22 protein-coding genes are annotated in these 20,552 nt (G+C 63.3%); 9 read left to right on the top strand and 13 right to left on the bottom strand.

Features of this window, described 5'->3' with window-relative positions:
• Positions 1–32: 32 nt before the first annotated feature.
• The 8 genes from AC2S2E_RS05745 to AC2S2E_RS05710 form a co-directional block, all read right to left on the bottom strand.
• Complete coding sequence (locus tag AC2S2E_RS05745; protein WP_486524056.1) at positions 33–740, bottom strand: PEP-CTERM sorting domain-containing protein; 708 nt, start codon at positions 738–740, stop codon at positions 33–35.
• 199 nt (positions 741–939) lie between these two features.
• Positions 940–1,980 carry a Holliday junction branch migration DNA helicase RuvB gene (gene ruvB / locus AC2S2E_RS05740; RefSeq protein ID WP_476100920.1) on the bottom strand — a complete coding sequence of 347 codons (1,041 nt, stop codon included), beginning with the start codon at positions 1,978–1,980 and terminating at the stop codon, positions 940–942.
• Complete coding sequence (locus AC2S2E_RS05735; RefSeq protein WP_486524054.1) at positions 1,977–2,243, bottom strand: hypothetical protein; 267 nt, start codon at positions 2,241–2,243, stop codon at positions 1,977–1,979. The genes ruvB and AC2S2E_RS05735 overlap by 4 nt, the downstream gene beginning before the upstream one ends.
• A complete protein-coding gene (ruvA, locus tag AC2S2E_RS05730) occupies positions 2,240–2,854 on the bottom strand; it encodes a Holliday junction branch migration protein RuvA (RefSeq protein WP_486524053.1) in 615 nt (204 codons plus the stop codon). The genes AC2S2E_RS05735 and ruvA overlap by 4 nt, the downstream gene beginning before the upstream one ends.
• A gap of 308 nt (positions 2,855–3,162) precedes the next feature.
• Entirely contained in the window at positions 3,163–3,639 is a 477-nt protein-coding gene (ruvC, locus tag AC2S2E_RS05725) for a crossover junction endodeoxyribonuclease RuvC (protein WP_476100914.1), read from the bottom strand.
• Positions 3,640–3,710: 71 nt separating this feature from the next.
• Positions 3,711–4,475, bottom strand: coding sequence for a YebC/PmpR family DNA-binding transcriptional regulator (locus AC2S2E_RS05720; RefSeq protein WP_476100911.1), 765 nt, complete (start codon positions 4,473–4,475; stop codon positions 3,711–3,713).
• A gap of 105 nt (positions 4,476–4,580) precedes the next feature.
• Positions 4,581–4,820, bottom strand: coding sequence for a DUF2312 domain-containing protein (locus AC2S2E_RS05715; protein ID WP_168603441.1), 240 nt, complete (start codon positions 4,818–4,820; stop codon positions 4,581–4,583).
• Positions 4,821–4,942: 122 nt separating this feature from the next.
• The gene (locus AC2S2E_RS05710; protein WP_476100908.1) at positions 4,943–5,272 is read right to left on the bottom strand and encodes a DUF1244 domain-containing protein; all 330 of its coding nucleotides are present in this window, start codon (positions 5,270–5,272) and stop codon (positions 4,943–4,945) included.
• Between the two features lie 83 nt (positions 5,273–5,355).
• On the opposite strand from AC2S2E_RS05710, the gene pyk reads away from it, so the two are divergent.
• The gene (gene pyk / locus AC2S2E_RS05705; RefSeq protein WP_476100906.1) at positions 5,356–6,837 is read left to right on the top strand and encodes a pyruvate kinase; all 1,482 of its coding nucleotides are present in this window, start codon (positions 5,356–5,358) and stop codon (positions 6,835–6,837) included.
• A gap of 17 nt (positions 6,838–6,854) precedes the next feature.
• A complete protein-coding gene (locus AC2S2E_RS05700) occupies positions 6,855–7,310 on the top strand; it encodes a hypothetical protein (protein WP_476100904.1) in 456 nt (151 codons plus the stop codon).
• Here the strand turns inward: AC2S2E_RS05700 and AC2S2E_RS05695 are convergent.
• Genes AC2S2E_RS05695 through AC2S2E_RS05685 form a run of 3 tightly spaced genes read right to left on the bottom strand, consistent with a single transcriptional unit; the run spans position 7,299 to position 9,829 of the window.
• Positions 7,299–8,555: an adenosylmethionine--8-amino-7-oxononanoate transaminase gene (locus AC2S2E_RS05695; RefSeq protein ID WP_486524052.1), complete on the bottom strand. Its 1,257-nt coding sequence runs from the start codon at positions 8,553–8,555 to the stop codon at positions 7,299–7,301. The two genes, AC2S2E_RS05700 and AC2S2E_RS05695, sit on opposite strands and share 12 nt — an antisense overlap.
• On the bottom strand, positions 8,552–9,163 hold the full coding sequence (bioD, locus tag AC2S2E_RS05690) for a dethiobiotin synthase (protein WP_486524051.1): 612 nt from the start codon (positions 9,161–9,163) through the stop codon (positions 8,552–8,554). The genes AC2S2E_RS05695 and bioD overlap by 4 nt, the downstream gene beginning before the upstream one ends.
• 3 nt (positions 9,164–9,166) lie before the next feature.
• On the bottom strand, positions 9,167–9,829 hold the full coding sequence (locus tag AC2S2E_RS05685; RefSeq protein WP_486524050.1) for a YggS family pyridoxal phosphate-dependent enzyme: 663 nt from the start codon (positions 9,827–9,829) through the stop codon (positions 9,167–9,169).
• Positions 9,830–9,878: 49 nt separating this feature from the next.
• On the opposite strand from AC2S2E_RS05685, the gene AC2S2E_RS05680 reads away from it, so the two are divergent.
• The 3 genes from AC2S2E_RS05680 to AC2S2E_RS05670 all read left to right on the top strand — a co-directional run bounded on the left by AC2S2E_RS05680 (position 9,879) and on the right by AC2S2E_RS05670 (position 13,537).
• Entirely contained in the window at positions 9,879–10,370 is a 492-nt protein-coding gene (locus tag AC2S2E_RS05680; RefSeq protein ID WP_486524049.1) for a thiamine phosphate synthase, read from the top strand.
• Between the two features lie 79 nt (positions 10,371–10,449).
• Complete coding sequence (locus tag AC2S2E_RS05675; RefSeq protein WP_486524048.1) at positions 10,450–12,840, top strand: FtsK/SpoIIIE family DNA translocase; 2,391 nt, start codon at positions 10,450–10,452, stop codon at positions 12,838–12,840.
• A gap of 193 nt (positions 12,841–13,033) precedes the next feature.
• Positions 13,034–13,537 carry a CHAP domain-containing protein gene (locus AC2S2E_RS05670; protein WP_486524047.1) on the top strand — a complete coding sequence of 168 codons (504 nt, stop codon included), beginning with the start codon at positions 13,034–13,036 and terminating at the stop codon, positions 13,535–13,537.
• A 216-nt stretch (positions 13,538–13,753) separates the two neighbouring features.
• On the opposite strand, the gene AC2S2E_RS05665 is transcribed toward AC2S2E_RS05670, so the two are convergent.
• Positions 13,754–14,167, bottom strand: coding sequence for an acyl-CoA thioesterase (locus tag AC2S2E_RS05665; RefSeq protein ID WP_486524046.1), 414 nt, complete (start codon positions 14,165–14,167; stop codon positions 13,754–13,756).
• Between the two features lie 274 nt (positions 14,168–14,441).
• Positions 14,442–16,499, bottom strand: coding sequence for a S9 family peptidase (locus AC2S2E_RS05660; protein ID WP_486524045.1), 2,058 nt, complete (start codon positions 16,497–16,499; stop codon positions 14,442–14,444).
• Between the two features lie 73 nt (positions 16,500–16,572).
• Between AC2S2E_RS05660 and AC2S2E_RS05655 the strand changes: the two genes are divergently transcribed.
• The 4 genes from AC2S2E_RS05655 to AC2S2E_RS05640 all read left to right on the top strand — a co-directional run bounded on the left by AC2S2E_RS05655 (position 16,573) and on the right by AC2S2E_RS05640 (position 20,551).
• Positions 16,573–18,387 (top strand): aminopeptidase P family protein, encoded by a 1,815-nt coding sequence (locus tag AC2S2E_RS05655; protein ID WP_486524044.1) that lies wholly within the window; start codon positions 16,573–16,575, stop codon positions 18,385–18,387.
• A gap of 70 nt (positions 18,388–18,457) precedes the next feature.
• The gene (locus tag AC2S2E_RS05650; protein ID WP_486524043.1) at positions 18,458–18,853 is read left to right on the top strand and encodes a VOC family protein; all 396 of its coding nucleotides are present in this window, start codon (positions 18,458–18,460) and stop codon (positions 18,851–18,853) included.
• Between the two features lie 251 nt (positions 18,854–19,104).
• Complete coding sequence (locus tag AC2S2E_RS05645) at positions 19,105–19,791, top strand: EF-hand domain-containing protein (protein WP_476105739.1); 687 nt, start codon at positions 19,105–19,107, stop codon at positions 19,789–19,791.
• 13 nt (positions 19,792–19,804) lie between these two features.
• Entirely contained in the window at positions 19,805–20,551 is a 747-nt protein-coding gene (locus tag AC2S2E_RS05640) for a response regulator (RefSeq protein ID WP_476105741.1), read from the top strand.
• Position 20,552 lies beyond the last annotated feature (1 nt).

Genomic DNA, 20,552 nt, shown 5'->3' with positions numbered 1-20,552 from the left:
GGGGCGCCTTTTTCGTGTCGGTGGATGTGGGCTTAGGCGGGCTTGGCCTTGCCCTTGCGACGGCGGGCGAACATGGCCCCTGCGGCACCGCCAAACAGCAACAACATCGGCGGCGCGGGCACCTGCGTCCCGCCCGTGGTCGAGGTGCTGGTGCTGGTGCTGGTTGTGCCACCCGTGGTCGAGGTGCTGGTGGACGTAGAGGTCGATGAAGACCCCGAGGTCGAGGTTGAACCTGAGGTAGAGGACGAACCAGAGGTAGAAGTCGAGCCCGAAGTCGAGGACGAGCCAGAGGTCGACCCCGAAGTCGACCCCGAAGTCGACGTCGAACCGCTGGAATTCACCACGATCACATTGCCGCTGGTGCCGCCAAAGAAGCCGCCGATATAGCCGCCGCCAAAGCCCCAATTGCTGTAATAACCCCGCGCACGTTGGGCCGAAAGCGGGCTGGGCGCGGGCGCGGGCGCGACAGGGGCCAGATCAGCGGGCGGCAGGCCCGGCGGCGGCATCGGCACCATCGCGGTCTTGGTGGTGGTTTTGGCGCAGCAGGCCTGCTGGACAACCACCTGCTTGGTCACCACCTGCGTGCGGACGGCGGCTTTGCGCACCGGCGCCTTGGCGTGTTTGACATATTGCGGTTTGTTGCTGCTGGCCTTTTCCGCGACATGCACGGCGCCGCCGCCAATCAGCGCGGTGCCTGCCACCAGACCGGCAACTTTGGCGAGCCCCAAACGAACCGACATAACAATCTCTCTTTCCTGTTGGCGGCAGAGGCGCTCCATCCATTCGGACGAAAGGCGAGTCTGCCCTCAGCAGAGAGATCGTTCAGGGGGAGCAAGGGAACAACCGCGAGGGGGCGCGGCATGTGTCCTGAATCGGGATTTGCCCGTATTCCTGCGCTTTTAACCGGCACACGTCCCACAATGGCACAGAAATCGCCGGTTACTCGGCATCGCTTGCGTCGAACAGGCCGCCCTGCGATCCATTGCCGCTGGGCGGGGTCAAGCCCAGATGTTGCCAGCCACGGTCATTCAGGCAACGCCCGCGCGCCGTGCGGGCCACCATGCCGAGCTGGATCAGGTAGGGTTCGATCACTTCCTCAATCGTGTCACGCGGTTCCGACAGGCCCGCAGCCAGCGTATCGGCCCCCACCGGCCCGCCTTTATAGATGTCGGCGATCATGTGCAGGTATCGGCGATCCTGTGCGTCCAGCCCGGCATTGTCGACCTCCAACCGGGTCAGGGCGTTGTCGGCGATGGTCTGGGTGATCACCTCGCTGCCCGCGACATGGGCGAAATCGCGCACCCGGCGCAGCAGGCGGCCCGCCACACGCGGCGTACCGCGAGAGCGCCGCGCGATTTCCCGCGCGCCCTCCGCCGCAATGCCGATGCCCAGCAGACCCGCGCCGCGGGTGATGACCCGTTCGAGTTCGTCCACGGAATAGAATTGCAGGCGCACCGGAATGCCGAAACGGTCGCGCAATGGCGTTTGCAGCAAGCCCGCACGCGTCGTGGCCCCGATCAGCGTAAAAGGCGGCAGATCGATCCGCACCGAGCGCGCCGAAGGCCCCTCGCCAATCATCAGATCGAGCGCGCGGTCCTCCATGGCCGGATAGAGCACTTCCTCGACCACCGGATTGAGGCGGTGGATTTCGTCGATGAAAAGCACATCGCCATGTTCAAGATTGGTCAAGAGCGCCGCCAGATCGCCCGCCTTGGCGATCACCGGCCCAGAGGTGGCCTTGAAATTGACGCCCAACTCGCGCGCGATAATCTGCGCCAGCGTGGTCTTGCCCAGCCCCGGCGGGCCGAAAAAGAGCGTGTGATCGAGCGCCTCACCCCGCGATTTCGCCGATTCGATGAAGACGTGCAGGTTATCCTTGGCGGCTGCCTGTCCCACGAATTCGGCCAAGGATTTCGGACGCAACGCGGCGTCCATATCCTCGATCTGACGATGGGCGGAAAGGAGGGGGTTATCGGTCATTGGTCACGCCATGTGTTGTCCGGCACATGCAGCGCCTTGCGGATCAGCTTACGAAAATATGCGAAAAACAGAGCGGTAATCGGCAGGCTGAAAAGCAGCAGAAAATAACCTATTCTGGATAGGGCGGAAGAACAGTTCGCAGCTATGGAAGCCTCTCCACACCCATAATCTCTCAAAAACAGCCATAGAGCGAGCCCGCACCAAAACAACAACGCCGCCAGCGCAAAGCCCACATAGGCGACATATCGAGCAGCCGGTTTCACCCGCTCGCCTTCTTCAAAGCCACGCGGATCAGCGCGGAAACCCCCGCCTCCTCGCCCAGCTCGGCAATCGCGGCATCGGCAGCGCTCACCGCAACCTGCGGCTTGAAGCCAAGGTTCTGCAAGGCCGAGACGACATCGGCCGCCACATTGCCCTCCGGCAATCCCGCGCCCGGCAGCACAGAACCAGCAGGGCCGGAGCCAAACACCATGCCCCCCGCCTTATCCTTCAATTCGTTGACAATCCGCGCCGCCAGCTTTGGCCCCACGCCATTGGCCCGCGCCACCATCGCGCTATCGCCGCCCGCGCAGGCCCGCTGCAATTCCTCCACCGTCAGCGCCGACAGGATCGCCAAGGCCACCTTCGACCCAACCCCCTGCACCGCCGTCAGCAGCCGAAACCACGCCCGCTCACCCGCGCTGGTAAAACCGATCAGGCGCATGTCCGTCTCGCTCACCTGCATCTCGGTATAGACCGTGCAGGCGTCGCCCCGAATGCCCAGCGCCGTCAGCGTCCGCCCGGAGCAAAACACCAGATAGCCCACGCCATTGACGTCAATCACCGCCCAGTCAGGGCCGAAATCATCCAATATGCCGGTCAGTTTCGCGATCATGTCCGCACCCTAGCCAAGGCGGAACGATTTGGGAACATTTTTTGAATGGGTGGAGGAAAGGGATGCCTCCGGCGGGCAAAGGGATTCATCCCTTTGCAATCCCGTTAATGGGGTGATGCGGGGTCAGCCACCTGGAGGATGGGGGCAATGTTTTAAAGCCTGCGGCGCGGCGAAGTAGCGCTCAAAAGCGCCGCAGGCTTTCAACCCATAGCCCAATACACCGCCCTGCGAACCCAAGCGCCACCCCAAACCGGGATTGTTAAGGGCCCCCGCCCTTAACCCGCCGGAGGCAAAACCCCCAAAAATCCTTACAAATGACTGCCCACATGATGCGCATGGGTAATCGCCACAGCCAGAGCGTCCGCAGCATCGGCTCCGGCCAGCTTCACACCGGGCAACAACACCTTGAGCATATGCTGCACCTGCTCCTTGGCCGCGCCCCCCGTGCCGACCAGCGCTTTTTTCACCACTTTGGAAGGGTATTCCGACACCGGCAGCCCGGCGCGCGCCAGAGACAAAAGAGCCGCCCCCCGCGCCTGCCCCAGTTTCAGCGTCGATTGGGGGTTCACGTTGACGAAGATTTCCTCGACCACGCCAAAGTCCGGCCGATAGATCTCGATCACCCGCGCGATGGTCGTGTCCAACTCCAGCAGGCGCGAGGCCATCGAGGCTTCTTTATCGGTGCGGATCTGGCCATTGGCGACATGGCTGATGCGGCTGCCCGATTTGGCGACAATGCCCCAACCGGTGCAGACGAGGCCGGGATCGATGCCGAGAATTATCATGCGGCCCCTATAAAGCAAAAGGGCGGGAGGATCATCCCCCCGCCCATTAGTGAGATCACCGATAAGGTGGATCAGCCCAGCGTGGCCATCACTTCATCGGGAATTTCGTAATTGCCCCAGACGGTCTGGACGTCGTCGTCGTCTTCCAGCACGTCAATCAGCTTGAGCAGCGTCGCGGCGGCATCGGCATCGACGGTGGCCTTGATCTGCGGGCGCCATGCCAGCTTCACGCCTTCGGCCTCGCCCAGAACCTTTTCCAGTTCGCGCGCGACGGGGTGGAGCGAATCGACCGCAACCCAGATCGAGTGGCTGCCGGGGTTTTCATCGCCATCGCCCATATCCGATTCGACGTCCTCGGCGCCGGCTTCGATGGCCGCTTCCAGAACCTTGTCCTCGTCACCCACGCTGGCGGGATATTCGATCAGGCCGAGGCGGTCGAAACCATGCGACACCGCGCCCGACGCGCCCAGATTGCCACCGTTCTTGGCAAAGGCGGTGCGCACGTTGGTGGCGGTACGGTTGCGATTGTCGGTCAGCGCCTCAACGATGATGGCCACGCCGCCGGGGCCATAGCCCTCATAGCGCACTTCTTCATAGTTTTCCGCATCGCCCTTGCTCGCCTTGTCGATGGCGCGCTGGATATTGTCCTTGGGCATGGACTGGGCCTTGGCCGCGTTCACGGCGGCGCGCAGGCGCGGGTTCATGTCCGGGTCGGGCATGCCCATCTTGGCCGCAACGGTGATTTCGCGCGAAAGCTTGGAGAACATCGCCGAACGCTTCTTATCCTGAGCGCCCTTGCGGTGCATGATGTTCTTGAATTTGGAATGGCCTGCCATGGATCACTTCATATCGCTATGTGTGGAGTTGGCAGCGCCGATAGCCGAGATATGGCCTTTGGGCAAGGCGGGGGGCGGAAATCCGCCACCCCCGCCCCGGAATGCTCAGTCGATGCCCAGAGCGTTGAGGTAAACCTCCAGGATCGCTTCCTGTTCCTTGCGGTCGTCGGGCTTCATCTTGCGGATGCGGACCACCTGCTTCATCGCCTTGGGGTCATAGCCGGTGGCCTTGCCCTCGTTATAGACGTCCTTGATGTCGTCGCTGATGCCCTTCTTTTCTTCTTCCAGACGCTCGATACGCTCGATCAACAGGCGCAGGCGTTCGTCAGCTGCCATTTCAGCCATGGGTCAAATCTCCAAAATTGGGTCAATGTTGAGAATCGGTTTGCCGCGCCAGATAGCCGCCCATCGCTATTAGGGGAATATGGCCGAGGATTAATCCCCAGCGCTGCGACCAATGCCCGCCGTCAATGACCCGCCGCGTTCTTCGCCACACTCTCCTTCATCCGGGCCAATTGCTCGGGCGTGGCTTCGGTTTGATAGCGGGTTTTCCACTCATCGGCGGGCATGCCGTGGATCACCTCGCGCGCTGCCGCCTTGTCGAGCGGGGCGCCAGCGGCTACGATCCAGTCGGCAAGGCAATTACGGCAAAATCCGGAAAGGCCCATAAGGTCGATATTTTGCGCATCATGGCGATGACGCAGGTGGCGAACCAGCCGACGAAAGGCAGCAGCAGCATGCGCATCATCCAATTCGTCCAGCGGATCGGGAATCGTTTGTTCTGCATTCATATTCATGGGTCCATCCGGAGAGGGTTGTTCTTGGGTTTGCCATCAGCCTTTGCCATAGGCTGCACCTCGTCCGAAAGGGAGAAATCGGTGTGACGAAACTCAATCCGCGCGGCCGCAAGGTCAAAATTCTGGCAACGCTTGGCCCGGCCAGCCGTGATCAGGAGATGATCGAGAAGCTGGTACGTGCAGGGGCCGACGCTTTCCGCGTCAATATGAGCCATGCCGACCATGCAGTGCATACTGAAACCATCGCCAATGTGCGCGCGGTCGAAGCCAAGCTGAAAAAGCCCATTGCGATTCTGGCCGACCTTCAGGGGCCGAAGCTGCGCGTGGGCGCGTTCAAGGATGGCCGGGCGGTGATCCGCCATTCGGGCCACTTCACCTTTGACCGCAACCCGGAACCGGGCGATGAAAACCGCGTGTGCCTGCCGCACCCGGAATTGTTCGGCATCCTGCAAAAGGGCCAGCGCCTGCTGATCGACGACGGCAAGCTGCGTTTGCGCGTGATCCGCGCCGATGAAAACGAAATCCTGTGCAGCGCCGAAGTGGGCGGGGTGATTTCGGACCGCAAGGGCGTGAATATTCCCGACGCGGTGGTGCCGGTTCCGGCGCTGACCGAAAAGGACCGCCGCGATCTGGCCTTTGCGATCGAGCATGGCGCGGATTTCATCGGCCTGTCCTTTGTCCAGCGTCCCGAAGACGTGGCCGAATGCCGCCGCCTGATGGGCGGGCATGGCGCGCTGATCGCCAAGATCGAAAAGCCCGCCGCGCTCGAAACGCTCGAAGGCATCATCGAATTGTCGGACGGCATCATGGTGGCCCGCGGCGACCTTGGCGTCGAACTGCTGCCCGAAGAAGTGCCCCCGATCCAGAAGCGCATCGTGGAACTGACACGCCGCAGCGGCAAGCCGGTGATCGTGGCGACCCAAATGCTCGAATCGATGATCGAAAGCCCTGCGCCCACCCGCGCCGAAGTGTCGGACGTGGCCAATGCGGTCTATGACGGCGCGGACGCGGTGATGCTCTCGGCCGAAACGGCGGCGGGCCAATGGCCCGAAGAAGCCGTGACGATCATGCACCGCATCGCCACGCAGGTCGAAAACGATTCCTACTATCGTCAGCGCGTCCACCTGGCCGAAATCAACCCCGACCAGACCACCGCCGACGCTCTGGCCAAGGCTTGCGCATCGATTGCCGATACGGTGACGCTGACGGGCCTGATCGTGTTCACGGGGTCCGGTTCGACCGCCCGCCGCGTGGCGCGTGAACGTCCCTCGGTGCCGATGCTGGTGCTGACGCCCAGCCACAATACGGCCCGTCGTTCGGCGCTGCTGTGGGGCGCGCATGCGGTCCACACGCGCGACATCGGTTCGTTCGAGGAAATGATCGCCAAGGGCAAGCGTATGGCGCTGCGCCATGGGTTTGGCGTTGCGGGCAGCAAGCTGGTCGCTCTGGCGGGCGTTCCCTTTGGCACGCCGGGTGCGACGAACCTTCTTCATGTTGTCACCTTGCGCGGCAATGAACTTGAACTCTATCGTGCCGTCGAAGAAGACGGCAGCGATGCCGATTAAGATCACGGAGTAAACCTATGCATCCCCTCGCCCCGCCACTGGAACGCAGTCTTCGCGCGGTGGCGGGCGCGATGGGCGATGCACAGGACCCGTGGTGGATCATCGGCAGCGCGGCCGTTGCCCTGCTGGGCGCGACCTCGGTCACGGTGGCCGACCTTGACGTATTGTTGAGCGAGGCGGATGCGGCGCGCATTCTGCCCTCGCTGGGTCTGAACGCCGGACCGGGCGGGGTGGACAGCCGGTTTCGGTCAACCACCTATGCCCGCTGGGACGCGCCGGAATTGCCGGTCGAATTCATGGCCGGTTTCGCCCTGCGTCAGGGTGAGGCATGGGTCGATGTCGCCCCGACCACACGCGCCGCGCATCATCTGGGCGATGTGGTGCTTTACACGCCCGAACGCGCCGAAATGCGCGCCATCCTGCAAAGTTTCGGGCGGCCCAAGGATCTGCGCCGCGCCGATCTACTCCGCTAAAAGGCTCGCTGCCTCAGCCAGACCGCGGTGGCATGCGGCAAGGTCTTCCGCCGAAATCGAATAGGGCGGCATCAGATAGGCCGTGTTGCCCAATGGACGGATGAGCAGCCCCCGTTCGCGGAAAAAGGCCAAAAGGCGCGGTTGCAGGGCGGAGAGATAGCCCCCCTGCGGCACGTCATAGTCCAACGCGAGGATCGTGCCGCACTGGCGAACATTGCCGATCCCCTTGACGCCCGACAGCATCGCTGCCCCCTCACCCTGACGCGCGGCCAGAGTGTCGATGCGCGCCTGCACCGGTTCATCGCGCCATACGCCCAGATTGGCCACCGCCGCAGCACAGGCAATCGCATTGGCCGTATAAGAGCTTGAATGATAAAAGGTCTTGGTCCGGTCCGGCGCATAGTGGGAGGCATAGATCGCCTCGGACGCCATCGTCACCGCCAGAGGCAGCGCGCCCCCGGTGATCCCCTTGGCAAGGCACAGAATATCCGGCTTCACCCCGGCCTGATCACAGGCCAGCATCGTGCCGGTGCGCCCCCACCCGGTCATCACCTCGTCCGCGATAAACAGCACGCCATGCGCCGCGCAAATCCGCGCCATTTCGGCCAGAACCTCGGGCGGATAAAACAGCATCCCCCCCGCGCCCAGCACCAAAGGCTCGACAATAAAGGCCGCCGCATCAGGGGCCGCGCAGAAGGCCGCCAAGGCGTCATAGGTCGCCTGCTCCGCGCCGGGGGCAGGATAGGGGATCGTGTCCACGCCGAACAGCAAAGGCTCATAGGCGGCATTATAAACGCCGCGCTCGCCAATGCTCATCGCGCCGATGGTGTCGCCGTGATAGGAATGCTGCATCACGGCAATGCGCTGACGCTGGCCCTGTCCCAGATGGCGCCAATGGCCCAGCGCCATTTTCAGCGCGACCTCGACGCAGGTGGAGCCGGAATCGGAAAAGAACGCAAAGGGCAGGCCTGTGATCGCCACCAACCCCGCCGCCAGATCTTGCGCAGGCTGATGCGTCCATCCGGCAAAGATCAACTGGTCGAGCCGCCCCGCCTGCTCGGCAATGGCACGCACGATGGGGGGATAGGCATGGCCATGCGTCGTCACCCACCAGCTTGAGATCGCATCAACAATCCGCGCCCCATCGGCGGTGAACAGACTGGCCCCTTCGGCACGTTCGACCAAGGGGATGGGTTCGCCCAGACCATGCTGGGTAAAGGGATGCCAGACGGGCGAGCGCGTCACAGGTCGAAATCCACCATCGCCGCCGCCAGCGTTTCGGGCGTCAGCGGATCAAGGTGGCGCAAATGGCCAAGGCGGCGCAGGCCGGTATGAGTGCAAAGGAAGCGCATGCTCTCCTCCTCCGCCGGTCCCGCATCACCGATAAAGGCCAGACCCGCGATGGCGCAGCCCCGCGCCCGCAGAGCTTCGACCGTCATCAACGTATGGTTGATCGTGCCCAGCCCGGTGCGCGCAGCCACCACGACAGGAAGGCCCCAATCGGCAAACTGATCCGCATAAAGGCGCGTCTGCGTCAAAGGCACCAGCGCCCCGCCGGCCCCCTCGACCACCAGCGGACCATCGCCCTGCGGCAAAGCCAGACGGGCCGGATCAATCTCCACCCCATCAATCCGCGCCGCCCAATGCGGACTGGCGGGCGTGATCAGACGGTAGGCTTCGGGATGGACCAGAGTGCCGGGAACAAGACGGGCAATCACCTCGCTGTCGGTTTCCTCCTCCAGCCCCGATTGCACCGGTTTCCAGTACCGTGCGCCCAACCGAGCCACAAGGCCAGCGGCCAGCACCGTTTTACCGATGCCCGTGTCGGTGCCCGTCACAACATAGCCGCGCATGGATCAGGCCCGCGCGCCGAACAGGGCCGAGCCCACACGAATATGCGTCGCACCCAAAGTGATCGCGGTTTCAAAATCACCGCTCATCCCCATCGACAGGCCGTTCAGGCCATGATCCGCCGCCAGTTTGGCCAACAGGGCAAAGAAGGGCGCGGCCTCAATATCGGCGGGCGGCACGCACATCAGCCCGGCCAGCGGCAGCCCCGCCTCACGCATCTGCGCCAGCAAGGCGGGCAGATCGGCGACGGCGCAGCCGCCCTTTTGCTCTTCAGCGCCGATGTTGACCTGAATGAAGCAGGGGATGCGGCGGCCCAACTTCTCCATCGCCTTGGCCAGAGCGGTCACCAGACTGGGGCGATCGACCGAATGAATGGCGTCGAACAGCGCCACCGCGTCCTCGGCCTTGTTCGATTGCAACTGGCCCACCAGATGCAGTTCGATATCGGGATAGCGTGCCTTCAGCTCGGGCCATTTGGCCTGCGCTTCCTGCACCCTGTTTTCGCCGAAAACCCGCTGCCCCTGCGCGATCAGGGGTTCGATTTCCTCGACCGGCTTGGTTTTGGAAATGGCGATCAGCGTGATGTCGCTGTCCTTGCGGCGGGCGATGCGGGCGGCGGCGGCGATCTTTTCGCGCACAGCCCCAAGCGAAGATTCTGGTTCCATCATGGCGCGGTGCTATAGCGCGATGATGCGTCCATGCCAGCCCCTTTCCCCCTTGCCGAAACTCTGGCTGATAACGGATGCGCGCAATGATGGCGCGCTGGATCGCGTGCTGCGCGCGATGCCAAGGGGCAGCGGGCTGATCTATCGGCACTATCACCTGCCCCCGGTGGAAAGGCGGGCACGGTTTGACGCTTTGGCACGAATGGCGCGGGCGCGGGGCATGGCGGTGGTTCTGGCGGGCGATGCGGCGCAAGCGCGGCGTTGGGGGGCCGATGGGGCCTATGGTCCGGGGCAATCTCTGGCCACGACCCATTCCCTGCGTGAACTGGCACGAGCAAGGAGCGCGGCGGGCGTGCTGCTCTCTCCGGTCTTTCCCACGCGCAGCCATCCGGGCGGGCGGACCCTGGGCGCGCTACGTTTCCGCCTGATCGCCGCGCACAGCCTGGTGCCGGTGATCGCCCTTGGCGGCATGACCCATGCCCGCGCCCGGGCGCTGAAATGGCCGCGCTGGGCCGCGATTGACGGGCTTTCCCCGGCGCATTGACGCGGCAATTCTTGACGGGGACTCCCTCAAAGGCGCATTATACCGGCAATTTCCACCCCTTTGTTGAAACGAGTGACCCATGGCCTCAAGGCCCATCAAGCACAGCGGCGCATCATGGCGCCTGATCCTGCGACGCAGCGTGTTGCGCAGCGCCGAATTGCTGGGCGCGGGGCTGTTGGGGCTGGCGGCGGTGCTGCTGGCCATCGCGCTGCTGACCTATCATCAGACCGACCCTTCGGCATCGACGGCTTCGGGCGGGGCGGTGCTGAACTGGCTGGGGCGGCCGGGGGCCTTTGTGGCCGATGGGGCGCTGTTGATGTTCGGGCCGATGGCGGGGCTGGCGGTGCCCTTGCTGCTGATCTTTGCCCGCCAGCTCTGGCTGGTGGCCGAAGCGGAGGATGCGGGCGAGGATGAGGACGTACCGCTGCACCAACAACACTGGCTGCGCCCGACGGCGGTGCTGGTGCTGGGCATGGCGCTGTTGGCCAGCGCGCTCTCGCTGGGCTTTGGCGAACATCCGGGCAATTTGCCCGCATCGCCAGGCGGCATCATGGGGCTGCTGGGCGCATCGATGATCAAGGGGCTGGCCGATCTCCTGCCCGAAGTGGCGCGGGGATGGGTTGCGGGCCTGTTGGGCGTGCTGGCCTTTGTGGGCGGGATTGCCGCCATCACGCGGGTCTTTGCCATCGACTGGGGCTGGGTTCTGACCATGCCGCTGCAACTGCGCCGCAAAAAGGCGCAAGGCGAGGAGGCCGAAGCCCCCGCCCGCCGCGAACCGCGCAAGGCCAAGATGATGACGCCCGAAGGGGAAACCGAGGTCGAGGTGCAGGACCTGCCCTTTACCCCCGACGAACCGGCCAGCGGCCCGCGCAAGGCGCCCCAGATCAGCGACCCGGCAACCAAGGCCAAGCCCGCCGAAATGGGCACTCTGGCCAAGCAGGGCGATCTGTTCGGCACTTGCGAATTGCCGGGCCTCGACATTCTGGCCGATCCGCCGCCCAATTCCGCGCCGAAGGTGGACAAGCTGGCGCTGGAACGTAACGCCAAGCTGCTGGAAACCGTGCTGGACGATTTCAACGTCAAGGGCGAGATTACCGGCGTGCGCACCGGGCCGGTCGTCACGATGTACGAACTGGAACCGGCGGCCGGCATCAAGGCTGCGCGCGTGGTGGGCCTTGCCGACGATATCGCCCGCAATATGAGCGCGATTTCCGCCCGCGTCTCGCCGGTGCCGGGGCGCACCGTCATGGCCATCGAATTGCCCAATGCCGACCGTCAGATGGTCAGCTTCAAGGAATTGATCGCATCGGAAAAATTCGTCGGCGCCAAGGGCCTGCTGCCGATGATTTTGGGCAAGGATATTGCGGGCGAACCGATCATCGCGGATCTGGCCACCATGCCCCACCTTCTGGTCGCGGGGACGACGGGTTCGGGTAAGTCGGTTGGTTTGAACTGTATCCTGCTGTCCCTGCTTTATCGCCTGACGCCTGCGCAGTGCCGGATGATTCTGGTCGACCCCAAGGTGCTGGAACTGAAGTCTTACGAGGACATCCCTCACCTGCTTTCGCCCGTCGTGACCGAGCCGGCCAAGGCGGTGCGGGCGCTGAAATGGGCGGTCGAGGAAATGGAGCGCCGTTATCGCCAGATGAGCGAGATCAACGTGCGCAACATCGTCAATTTCAACGAAAAGGTGCGCAGCAATGCGGCCAAGGGCAAGCCTTTGGGCCGCCGCATCTCGGTCGGTTTCGACCCCGAAACGGGCGAGGAATTGTACGAGGACAAGCAGCTCGATTACGAAGTGCTGCCGCTGATCGTGGTCATAGTCGACGAACTGGCCGACCTGATGGTGACGGTGGGCAAGGAGATCGAAGTGCTGATCCAACGCCTTGCGCAGAAATCGCGCGCGGCGGGCATCCACCTCATCATGGCGACCCAGCGCCCCTCGGTGGACGTCATCACCGGCGTCATCAAGGCCAACCTGCCCACGCGTATCTCCTTTGCCGTGACCAGCCGCATCGATTCGCGCACCATCCTTGGCGAACAGGGGGCCGAGCAATTGCTGGGCAAGGGCGACATGCTGTTCAAGCCGTCGAGCGGGCCGATCGTGCGCGTCCACGGACCTTTCGTCTCGGACGAGGAGGTCGAGCATGTCGCCGACCACTGGCGCGCGCAGGGCAAGCCCAATTACGTCGATTCGGTGACCGAAGAGCCGGAAGAAGGCAGCTTCGGCTTTGACGATCTGGACGCGACGGCCAGCGACAATCCCGAAGAGCGCAAATATCGTCAGGCATGCCACATCGTGTTCGAGAGCCAGAAGGCTTCGACAAGCTGGCTGCAACGCCAGATGGGCGTGGGATACAACACCGCCGCCAAATGGATTGAACGCATGGAAAGCGATGGCCTTGTCGGCCCCGCCAACCATGTCGGCCGCCGCGAGATCTATCGCGACAAGGACGGCAACCCGCTTTGATCACCCCATGGTCGTGGGCGGGAACTTTTGCCCCGCTCACGACTTATCCCCATGCTGCGCGTGCGAAAGCCGATGAACCGTTGTTAAGCTACGGTGGGGCGCGGCCTCCGCACATTCCCTGATTACGATCCTCTGGCTACACATTGGCCATCGACGCCAACAAGCGGCGGCGGTAACGCCAAAGGGGTTTTCAGTGGTCCGGGTTTCCTTTTTCAACGTAAAGCTGATCCGCGCCGCTATCGCTCTGATTTTCGCCGCTTTCATCTCGGTTCCGGCCTCGGCGCAGGTGCTGCAATGCGCTCCCTACGCCCGCGAAGTTTCCGGCATCGCCCTGTCGGGCCGCGCCGCCGGTTGGTGGGATCAGGCCGAAGGTCGCTATGACCGCGGCACCGCCCCCAAGGCGGGCGCAGTTCTGGCTTTCCGCGCCACTCACTCGATGCGCGCCGGTCACGTCGCCATGGTGTCCAAGGTGATCGACGAACGCCACGTTCTGCTGAACCACGCCAATTGGTCGCGCCCCGGCATGATCGAGCGCAGCGCCATGGCCGAAGACGTTTCGGCCAATGGCGACTGGTCGGAAGTGCGCGTGTTCTACGCCCCCATCGGCAAGCTCGGCCTGCGCTCCTCGCCCACCTATGGCTTCATCTATGCCAACAAGGCCGACCGTTTCGATGGCGCCAAGCTGGCGATGCGTTGAGGGGTTTCGGAGGTTAGAAGGGCCTCCGGCGGGCAAAGGGTCTCGACCCTTTGCGATCCCATTATTGTCCTCGTTGCGCTATGGGTTCGGCCTTGCGCAACGACTCAGCGCCGCAGGCTTTAAGCCGCTTCGCGGATCGGCGCATCCCGGCGAACTTTAACACCACCCCATAACGGGATTGCAAAGGGCCCCCGCCCTTTGCCCGCCGGAGGCACCTTAACCTCCCCACCCACCTTCCGGCGCAAACGCTTCGGCAATCTCCCCCGACACCCGCGTCAAACGCAGCGTTTCCTTGTCCAGCATCGCCCATGTGCTGCGCGCCGAAACGATGACCTTGCCCGCATCGTTGCGGAAATCGATACGGCGGTCGAAACGCGCGCCGGTCGGGCCTTCGGGGATGAAGGTTTCGGCGGTGACGCTCTGCCCCTCGCTGATATTACCGCGATAGTCGATCTCGTGCCGCGTCACGACCCAGACATAGCGCTCGACATGATCGGGCGCGGCGTCCTGCATCCAGTGCGCGGTGGCAATCGCCTCCATCCACTGAACCCAGACGGCGTTGTTGACGTGGCCCATGATGTCGATGTGATCGGGGCCTGCGGTAAAGGTTTGGGTGAAGCGATTGGGCATAGGGGGAATTTGGGGGCGGGCGTCAGGAAGGCAAGGGGTTTTCGTTGAAAGGAAGGGGGCCTCCGGCGGGCAAAGGGCGGGAGCCCTTTGCAATCCCGTTTTGGGGTGGCGCAAAGGTGCGGCGCTGCGCTCATCCACGAAACGGTTTATAAAGCCTGCGGCGTGGCGGCCTTGCGCCCAAAGGTGATGTGGCGCGCAACCTCTACAGTATCTGGATTGTTAAGGGACCCCGCCCTTAACCCGCCGGAGGCACCTTCAACCTTACCCCCCAAACTCAAACCCCCAATTGCCAGAGGATAAACGCAAATTCCTCCGCCGTTTCGGTCAGCGATTCAAACCGCCCCGATTTACCGCCATGCCCTGCACCCATGTTGGTTTTCAGGATCAACTCATTGCTGTCGGTCTTCAGCTCACGCAGCCGCGCAACCCATTTGGCCGGCTCCCAATAGGTCACGCGCGGATCGTTAAGCCCCGCCGTCACCATCAGCGGCGGATAGTCCTGCGCCTTGACCTGATCATAGGGGCTATACGAGTGGATCAGTTCAAACGCCGCCTTGTCCTCGATCGGGTTGCCCCATTCGGGCCATTCGCCCGGCGTCAGGGGCAGGCTTTCATCCAGCATGGTCGCCAGCACGTCGACAAAGGGCACATGCGCCACCACCGCGCCCCACAGGTCGGGGTCGGAATTGATGACCGCGCCCATCAGTTCGCCGCCCGCCGATCCGCCCGAAATGCTGATCCGCCCCGGCGCGGTATAGCCCAGATCGATCAATCCCCGCGCCACATCGACGAAATCATTGAACGTGTTGGTGCGCGCCTCGCGCTTGCCCGCTTTGTACCATGCGCGGCCCATGTCATCGCCGCCGCGTATATGGGCGATGGCATAGGCAAAACCGCGATCAACCAGCGAGAGGCGCGTGGTGGAAAAACCGGGGCTGATGGCGATGCCATAGGCGCCATAGCCATAGAGGTGGAGCGGTCCTGCTCCGGCGCGATCCTTGCGATAGAGGATCGACACCGGCACCATCGTCCCGTCGCGCGCGGCAATCTCCAACCGCTTCGTTTCATAAAGCGAAGCGTCATAACCGCTGGGGATTTCCTGCACCTTGAGCAGTTCAAGGCTCTTGTTCGCCACGGTGTAGTCATAGACGCTGGCCGGGCTGACCATGCTTTCATAGGACACGCGCAGTTTTTCGACGGCCCATTCCGGATTGTCGGCCAATCCGGCCTCATAGGAATCCTCTGGGAACTCGATAGGCTCGATCCGGGCGGGGTCGTCGTAATAGCGAACCTCGATCCGGTCCAAACCGCGCACGCGCCCTTCGATCACATAGAAATCGCGGAACAGATCAAAGCCGGTGAGGTAAAACTCATCGCTGCCCTCGATCACGCTGGTCCATTCGCCCGGCGCGGAAATCGATGCCGTAGCCAGCCGAAAATTCTCATGCGTGTCGTTGGCGTGGATGTACAAAATGCCATCGCGCTCATCGACATCATATTCCACGCCTTCGACCCGCGGGCGCACCAGAATGGGCGCGGCCAGCGGATCATTGGCCGGGATCAGCCGGACTTCGCTGGTCTCATGATCGCTGGTGGAAATGATCAGCCATTGCTCATTGGCCGAGAGCGACGACCCGACGCGGAATCCGTCATCATCCTCGTGATACAGCTCCACATCCTCGGACACCGGGCGGCCCAGCCAGTGCAGACGGGCATTGTCGGTGCGCCAATTGTCATTGGCCAGCGAATAAACCAGCCCCTTATCCCCCGCGACCCAGACCAGCGAGGACAAAGTCCCCTCGATCACATCGGGCAGAACCTCGCCTGTCTCGATCACGCGGATGCGGGCGGTGAAACGCTCCGAACCATTGTCATCGACACTCCACGCCAGCAATTTGCCGTCCGCCGAGAGCGAAATCGCGCCGAGGCGAAAATATTCCTTACCCTGCGCCAGAGCCACTTCGTCGAGCAGCAATTCATCTTCGCCGCCCGCAACGGGCCTGCGCCACCATTTCTTATATTCGGCGCCTTCCTCATATTCGATCCAATAGAGGTAATCGCCGTCCTTTTGCGGCACGCTCTTGTCGGCTTCCTTGATGCGGGCGCGCATTTCGGTGAAGAGCGCGCCGATGCGGTCCTTTTGTCCGGCCATCCGGCTTTCAAACCACGCATTTTCCGCGTTCAGATGGGCCAAAATCGCCTCATCCTTTACATCGGGATAGTCCGCATCGCGCAGCCAGGCGTAATCATCGGTGACGGTGATGCCGTGGTGGGTAAAGCTATGTGCCTGTTTGGCGGCCACAGGGGGGCGGGGCTGGCTGGAAATGCTCATAGCTTGCATCTATGTTGGCAAGCCCCCCTCCGCAAGCGACAGTGGTGCGGGAATTGAAGGAAAGCGCGTCCCAATGCCGAACAATATCCATGCCACCCCGTTTTCAGGCCGCCTTTCTGCCCTGCGCGCCGAATTGGCCGCTCAGGGGCTGGACGGTTTTGTCATCCCGATTTCCGATGAACATATGAGCGAATATGTCGGCGCCTATGCCCAGCGGCTCGAATGGCTGACGGGTTTTGGCGGATCGGCGGGGACGGCGGTGGTGCTCACGCAAAGCGCGGCGATCTTTGTCGATGGGCGCTATACGCTTCAGGTGCGCGATCAGGTCGATGGCGCGCTGTATGAATATCAGAACGTGCCCGCCACCAGCCCCGCCGCATGGCTGGGCACACACGCGCCCGCCGGGGCAAAGATCGGCTATGACGCATGGCTGCATGGCCGCCCATGGGCGCGCGGGGTGGAAAAGGCGCTTGCCCCCCTTGGCGGCGAACTGGTGCCCGTGTCGCGCAACCCGGTCGATGCGGTGTGGGATGATCAGCCGGAGCGCAGTCTTGCCGTCGCTTTACCCCATCCCACCGAATTGGCGGGCGTCCCGTCCGAGGCCAAGCGGGCACAGGTGGCCGAATGGCTGACCACGCGAGGGGCCGATGCGGCGGTGATTGCCGCGCTCGATTCGGTGGCATGGCTGCTCAATATGCGGGGCACGGACGTGTCGCGCACGCCGGTGGCGCTGTCCTTTGTGGTGGCCCATGCCGATGGCACGGCGGATCTGTTCATTGCGCCCGAAAAGGTGACGCCCGAACTGCGCGCCCATCTGGGCAATGCGGTGCGTATCCTGCCGCGTGAGGATTTCGTCCCCTCGCTGACCGCGCTGTCGGGCAAGAAGGTGGTGGTTGACCCCGAACGCAGCGTGGCGGCGATCTTTGAAGCGCTGGCGGGCGCGCAGATCATCGAGGAGCGCGACCCCTGCGTCCTGCCCAAGGCGATCAAGAACCCGATCGAACAGGCCGGCCACCGCGCCGCACAGGCCCGCGACGGGGCGGCGGTCACGCGCTTCCTCCACTGGCTGTCGGTCGAAGGCCCCAAGGGCTCCGTGACGGAAATGAGCGCCGCCGAGGCCCTGCACCAATTCCGCCGGGAATGCGGCGACCTGCGCGACCTGTCGTTTGACACGATCAGCGGCGCGGGGCCGAACGGGGCCATCGTCCATTACCGGGTCAGCGAGGAAACCAACCGGGCGATTGATCCCTCCAGCGTCTATCTGGTCGATTCGGGCGGGCAATATCCCGATGGCACCACCGACATCACCCGCACCGTCTGGGTCGGCCCCGATGCGCCATCGGATGAAGTGCGCGACCGTTTCACCCGCGTTTTAAAAGGCCATATAGCCATTGCCCGCGCCGTCTTTCCGGCGGGCACCAATGGATCGCAGCTTGACACGCTGGCGCGGCAACATCTGTGGGCGGCGGGTCTGGATTATGCCCATGGCACCGGGCATGGCGTGGGCAGCTTTCTGTCCGTCCATGAAGGCCCGCAACGCATCGCCAAATCCAGCGGCGGACAGGCAGGCACCGGGCAGGAATTGCTGGCGGGCATGTTCCTGTCGAACGAGCCGGGCTATTACAAGACCGGGGCCTATGGCATTCGCATCGAAAATCTCGTGCTGGTCGAGGAGCGCGATATCGAGGGCGCCGAGGGCACCTATTTCGGCTTTGAAACCTTGACCCATGTGCCGATCGAGCGGGCGCTGGTCGATGATCGCCTGCTGACCCGCGACGAGGTTTCGTGGTGGAACGCCTATCACGCCCGCGTCGAAAGCATCATTGCCCCGCAATTGTCCGGCGAGGCGCTGGACTGGCTCAAAGCCCAATGCGCCCCCTTGGGGTAAGGCTTGCCAAGGCCATCATGTTCCCACATTGTTCCCATGCGCGGCGACTCGGCCGCCATGGAGAGCAGGCATGATTGGCTATGTCACACTGGGCACGCGGGATCTGGCGCGGGCGGCCGAATTCTATGACGCGATTGGCGCGGAAATGGGCGTTTCGCGCATGGGGGGCGATGAACGCTATATCGCATGGGGCGTGCCGGGTGGCGGCGCGGGCATTGGCATAACGCTGCCCTTTGATGGCGAACCGGCCACGGTCGGCAATGGCGTGATGGTCGCGTTGGAGGCCAAGGACCAGCAGCAGGTCGACCGCCTCCACGCGCTGGCCCTGTCGCTGGGCGGCACGTGTGAGGGCGCGCCGGGCGAGCGTTTCCCCGGCTTTTACGCCGCCTATTTCCGCGACCGGGATGGCAACAAGCTCAACGCCTATGTCTTTGCGCCCGGTGCCGGTGAAGGCCATGGCGCATAGTCTCGCACCCCATCTGGACCTTGGCGATGAAGGCGCGTGCGTGGCCCATCGCAACATTGCGTAAAACAAGAGCGACAATTGGCGACAAAAATCGCCCGTTCCGGCATAATGCCGCGACAGTCAGAGCCTAATAAGATCTACGAAAGCTGCAGTCTCCCCTGCCTCCTCCCCTTCACGGCAAGGGCAACGGCTGCGGCTTTCATCCCAACTCTCTTTTGCCCCCAAGAAGAGTTCACGTAAGGATCGCTAGGATGAGGAAACTTTCAATCGGGCTTTCCGCCATTGCCCTCATGGCGGTATCGGTTGCCCATGCGCAGAGCCCGGCAACGCCCCCCGCCCCGCCCATGAAGGACATGACCCGCGCCGAGGCCAAGGCCCATGCCGAAAAGATGTTCGACGCCATGGATGTCAACCATGACGGCAAACTGGACAAGGCCGATGGCGAAGCCCGCCGCGCCAAGCATTTCGACATGATGGACACCAACCATGATGGCCAGTTGAGCCGTCAGGAATTCGAAGCCGCCCATGAAAAAATGCGTGGCCCCGGAAAGGGCATGGACATGCCGCCGTCCGGTGGTCCCATGGCCGGTGGTCCCATGGCCGGTGGTCCCGATGACAAGGGGCGCCGTGGCCCCGGTATGAAAATGGGCATGCGCATGGGTATGCGTATGGGCATGATGGAACAGGCCGATCCCAACCACACCGGCACGGTGACCAAGGACGCATTTGTCGGCGCCGCGCTCAAGATGTTTGACAGCGCCGATGCCAATCACGATGGCAAGGTAACCCCGGAAGAGCGCCGCGCCGCGATGAAGGCCCATATGGGCGATCGCGGTCCGCGCTGGGGTGGCAATGGCCCGCGTGGCGGTCATCATCAGGGCCCCGGCCCCGATGGTCACGGCGGCCATGATATGCCACCGCCGCCTCCGGGAGAGTAAAAGGTAGGAAGACGTGAACAGCGACAGCGACAATTCCCTGCTGCAAATCCTGCTGGTCGATGACGAGCCGGATCTGCGCGAACCTTTGGCCTCCTATCTGGAACGTCAGGGGTTCGGCGTCCGTCAGGCGGCCAGCGCCGCCGAGGCGCGCAGCATCATCGCCCATGATGTGCCCGATCTGGTTCTGCTCGACATCATGATGCCGGGCGAGGATGGGCTGTCGCTATGCCGTCATCTAACCGAGGCGCGTTCGATCCCGACGATCTTCCTGACCGCACGGGGCGAGGCGACCGACCGGATCGTGGGGCTCGAAATCGGGGCCGACGATTATGTCGTCAAACCTTTCGAGCCACGCGAACTGGTCGCCCGCATCCGTTCGGTCCTGCGCCGGGCAGCACGCGGCGCTCTGCCCGATTTGCAATCCAATGAGGATTTCCAGTTCGATGGCTGGCGGCTTGACCCGCTCAAGCGCCGCCTGATTGCCCCCGATAATGCGATTGTGGCGATCTCCTCGGTGGAATTCCGGCTGCTGATGGCCTTCCTTGAACATCCCCGGCAAGTGCTGGACCGCGACCGCCTGCTCGACATGGTGCAGGGGCGCGAGGCGCATCTGTTTGATCGCGCCGTCGATAATCAGGTCAGCCGCCTGCGCCGCAAGATCGAGGTGGACAGCCGCAATCCGCAACTGATCCAGACCGTGTGGGGCGGGGGCTATATGCTGGCCGCCGATGTTCGCCGCGTTCCGGCCTCGGATCTTTGAA

The sequence above is a fragment of the Novosphingobium sp. 550D genome, assembly GCF_057401885.1.
This window is presented reverse-complemented; position numbering and strand designations above follow the sequence as displayed.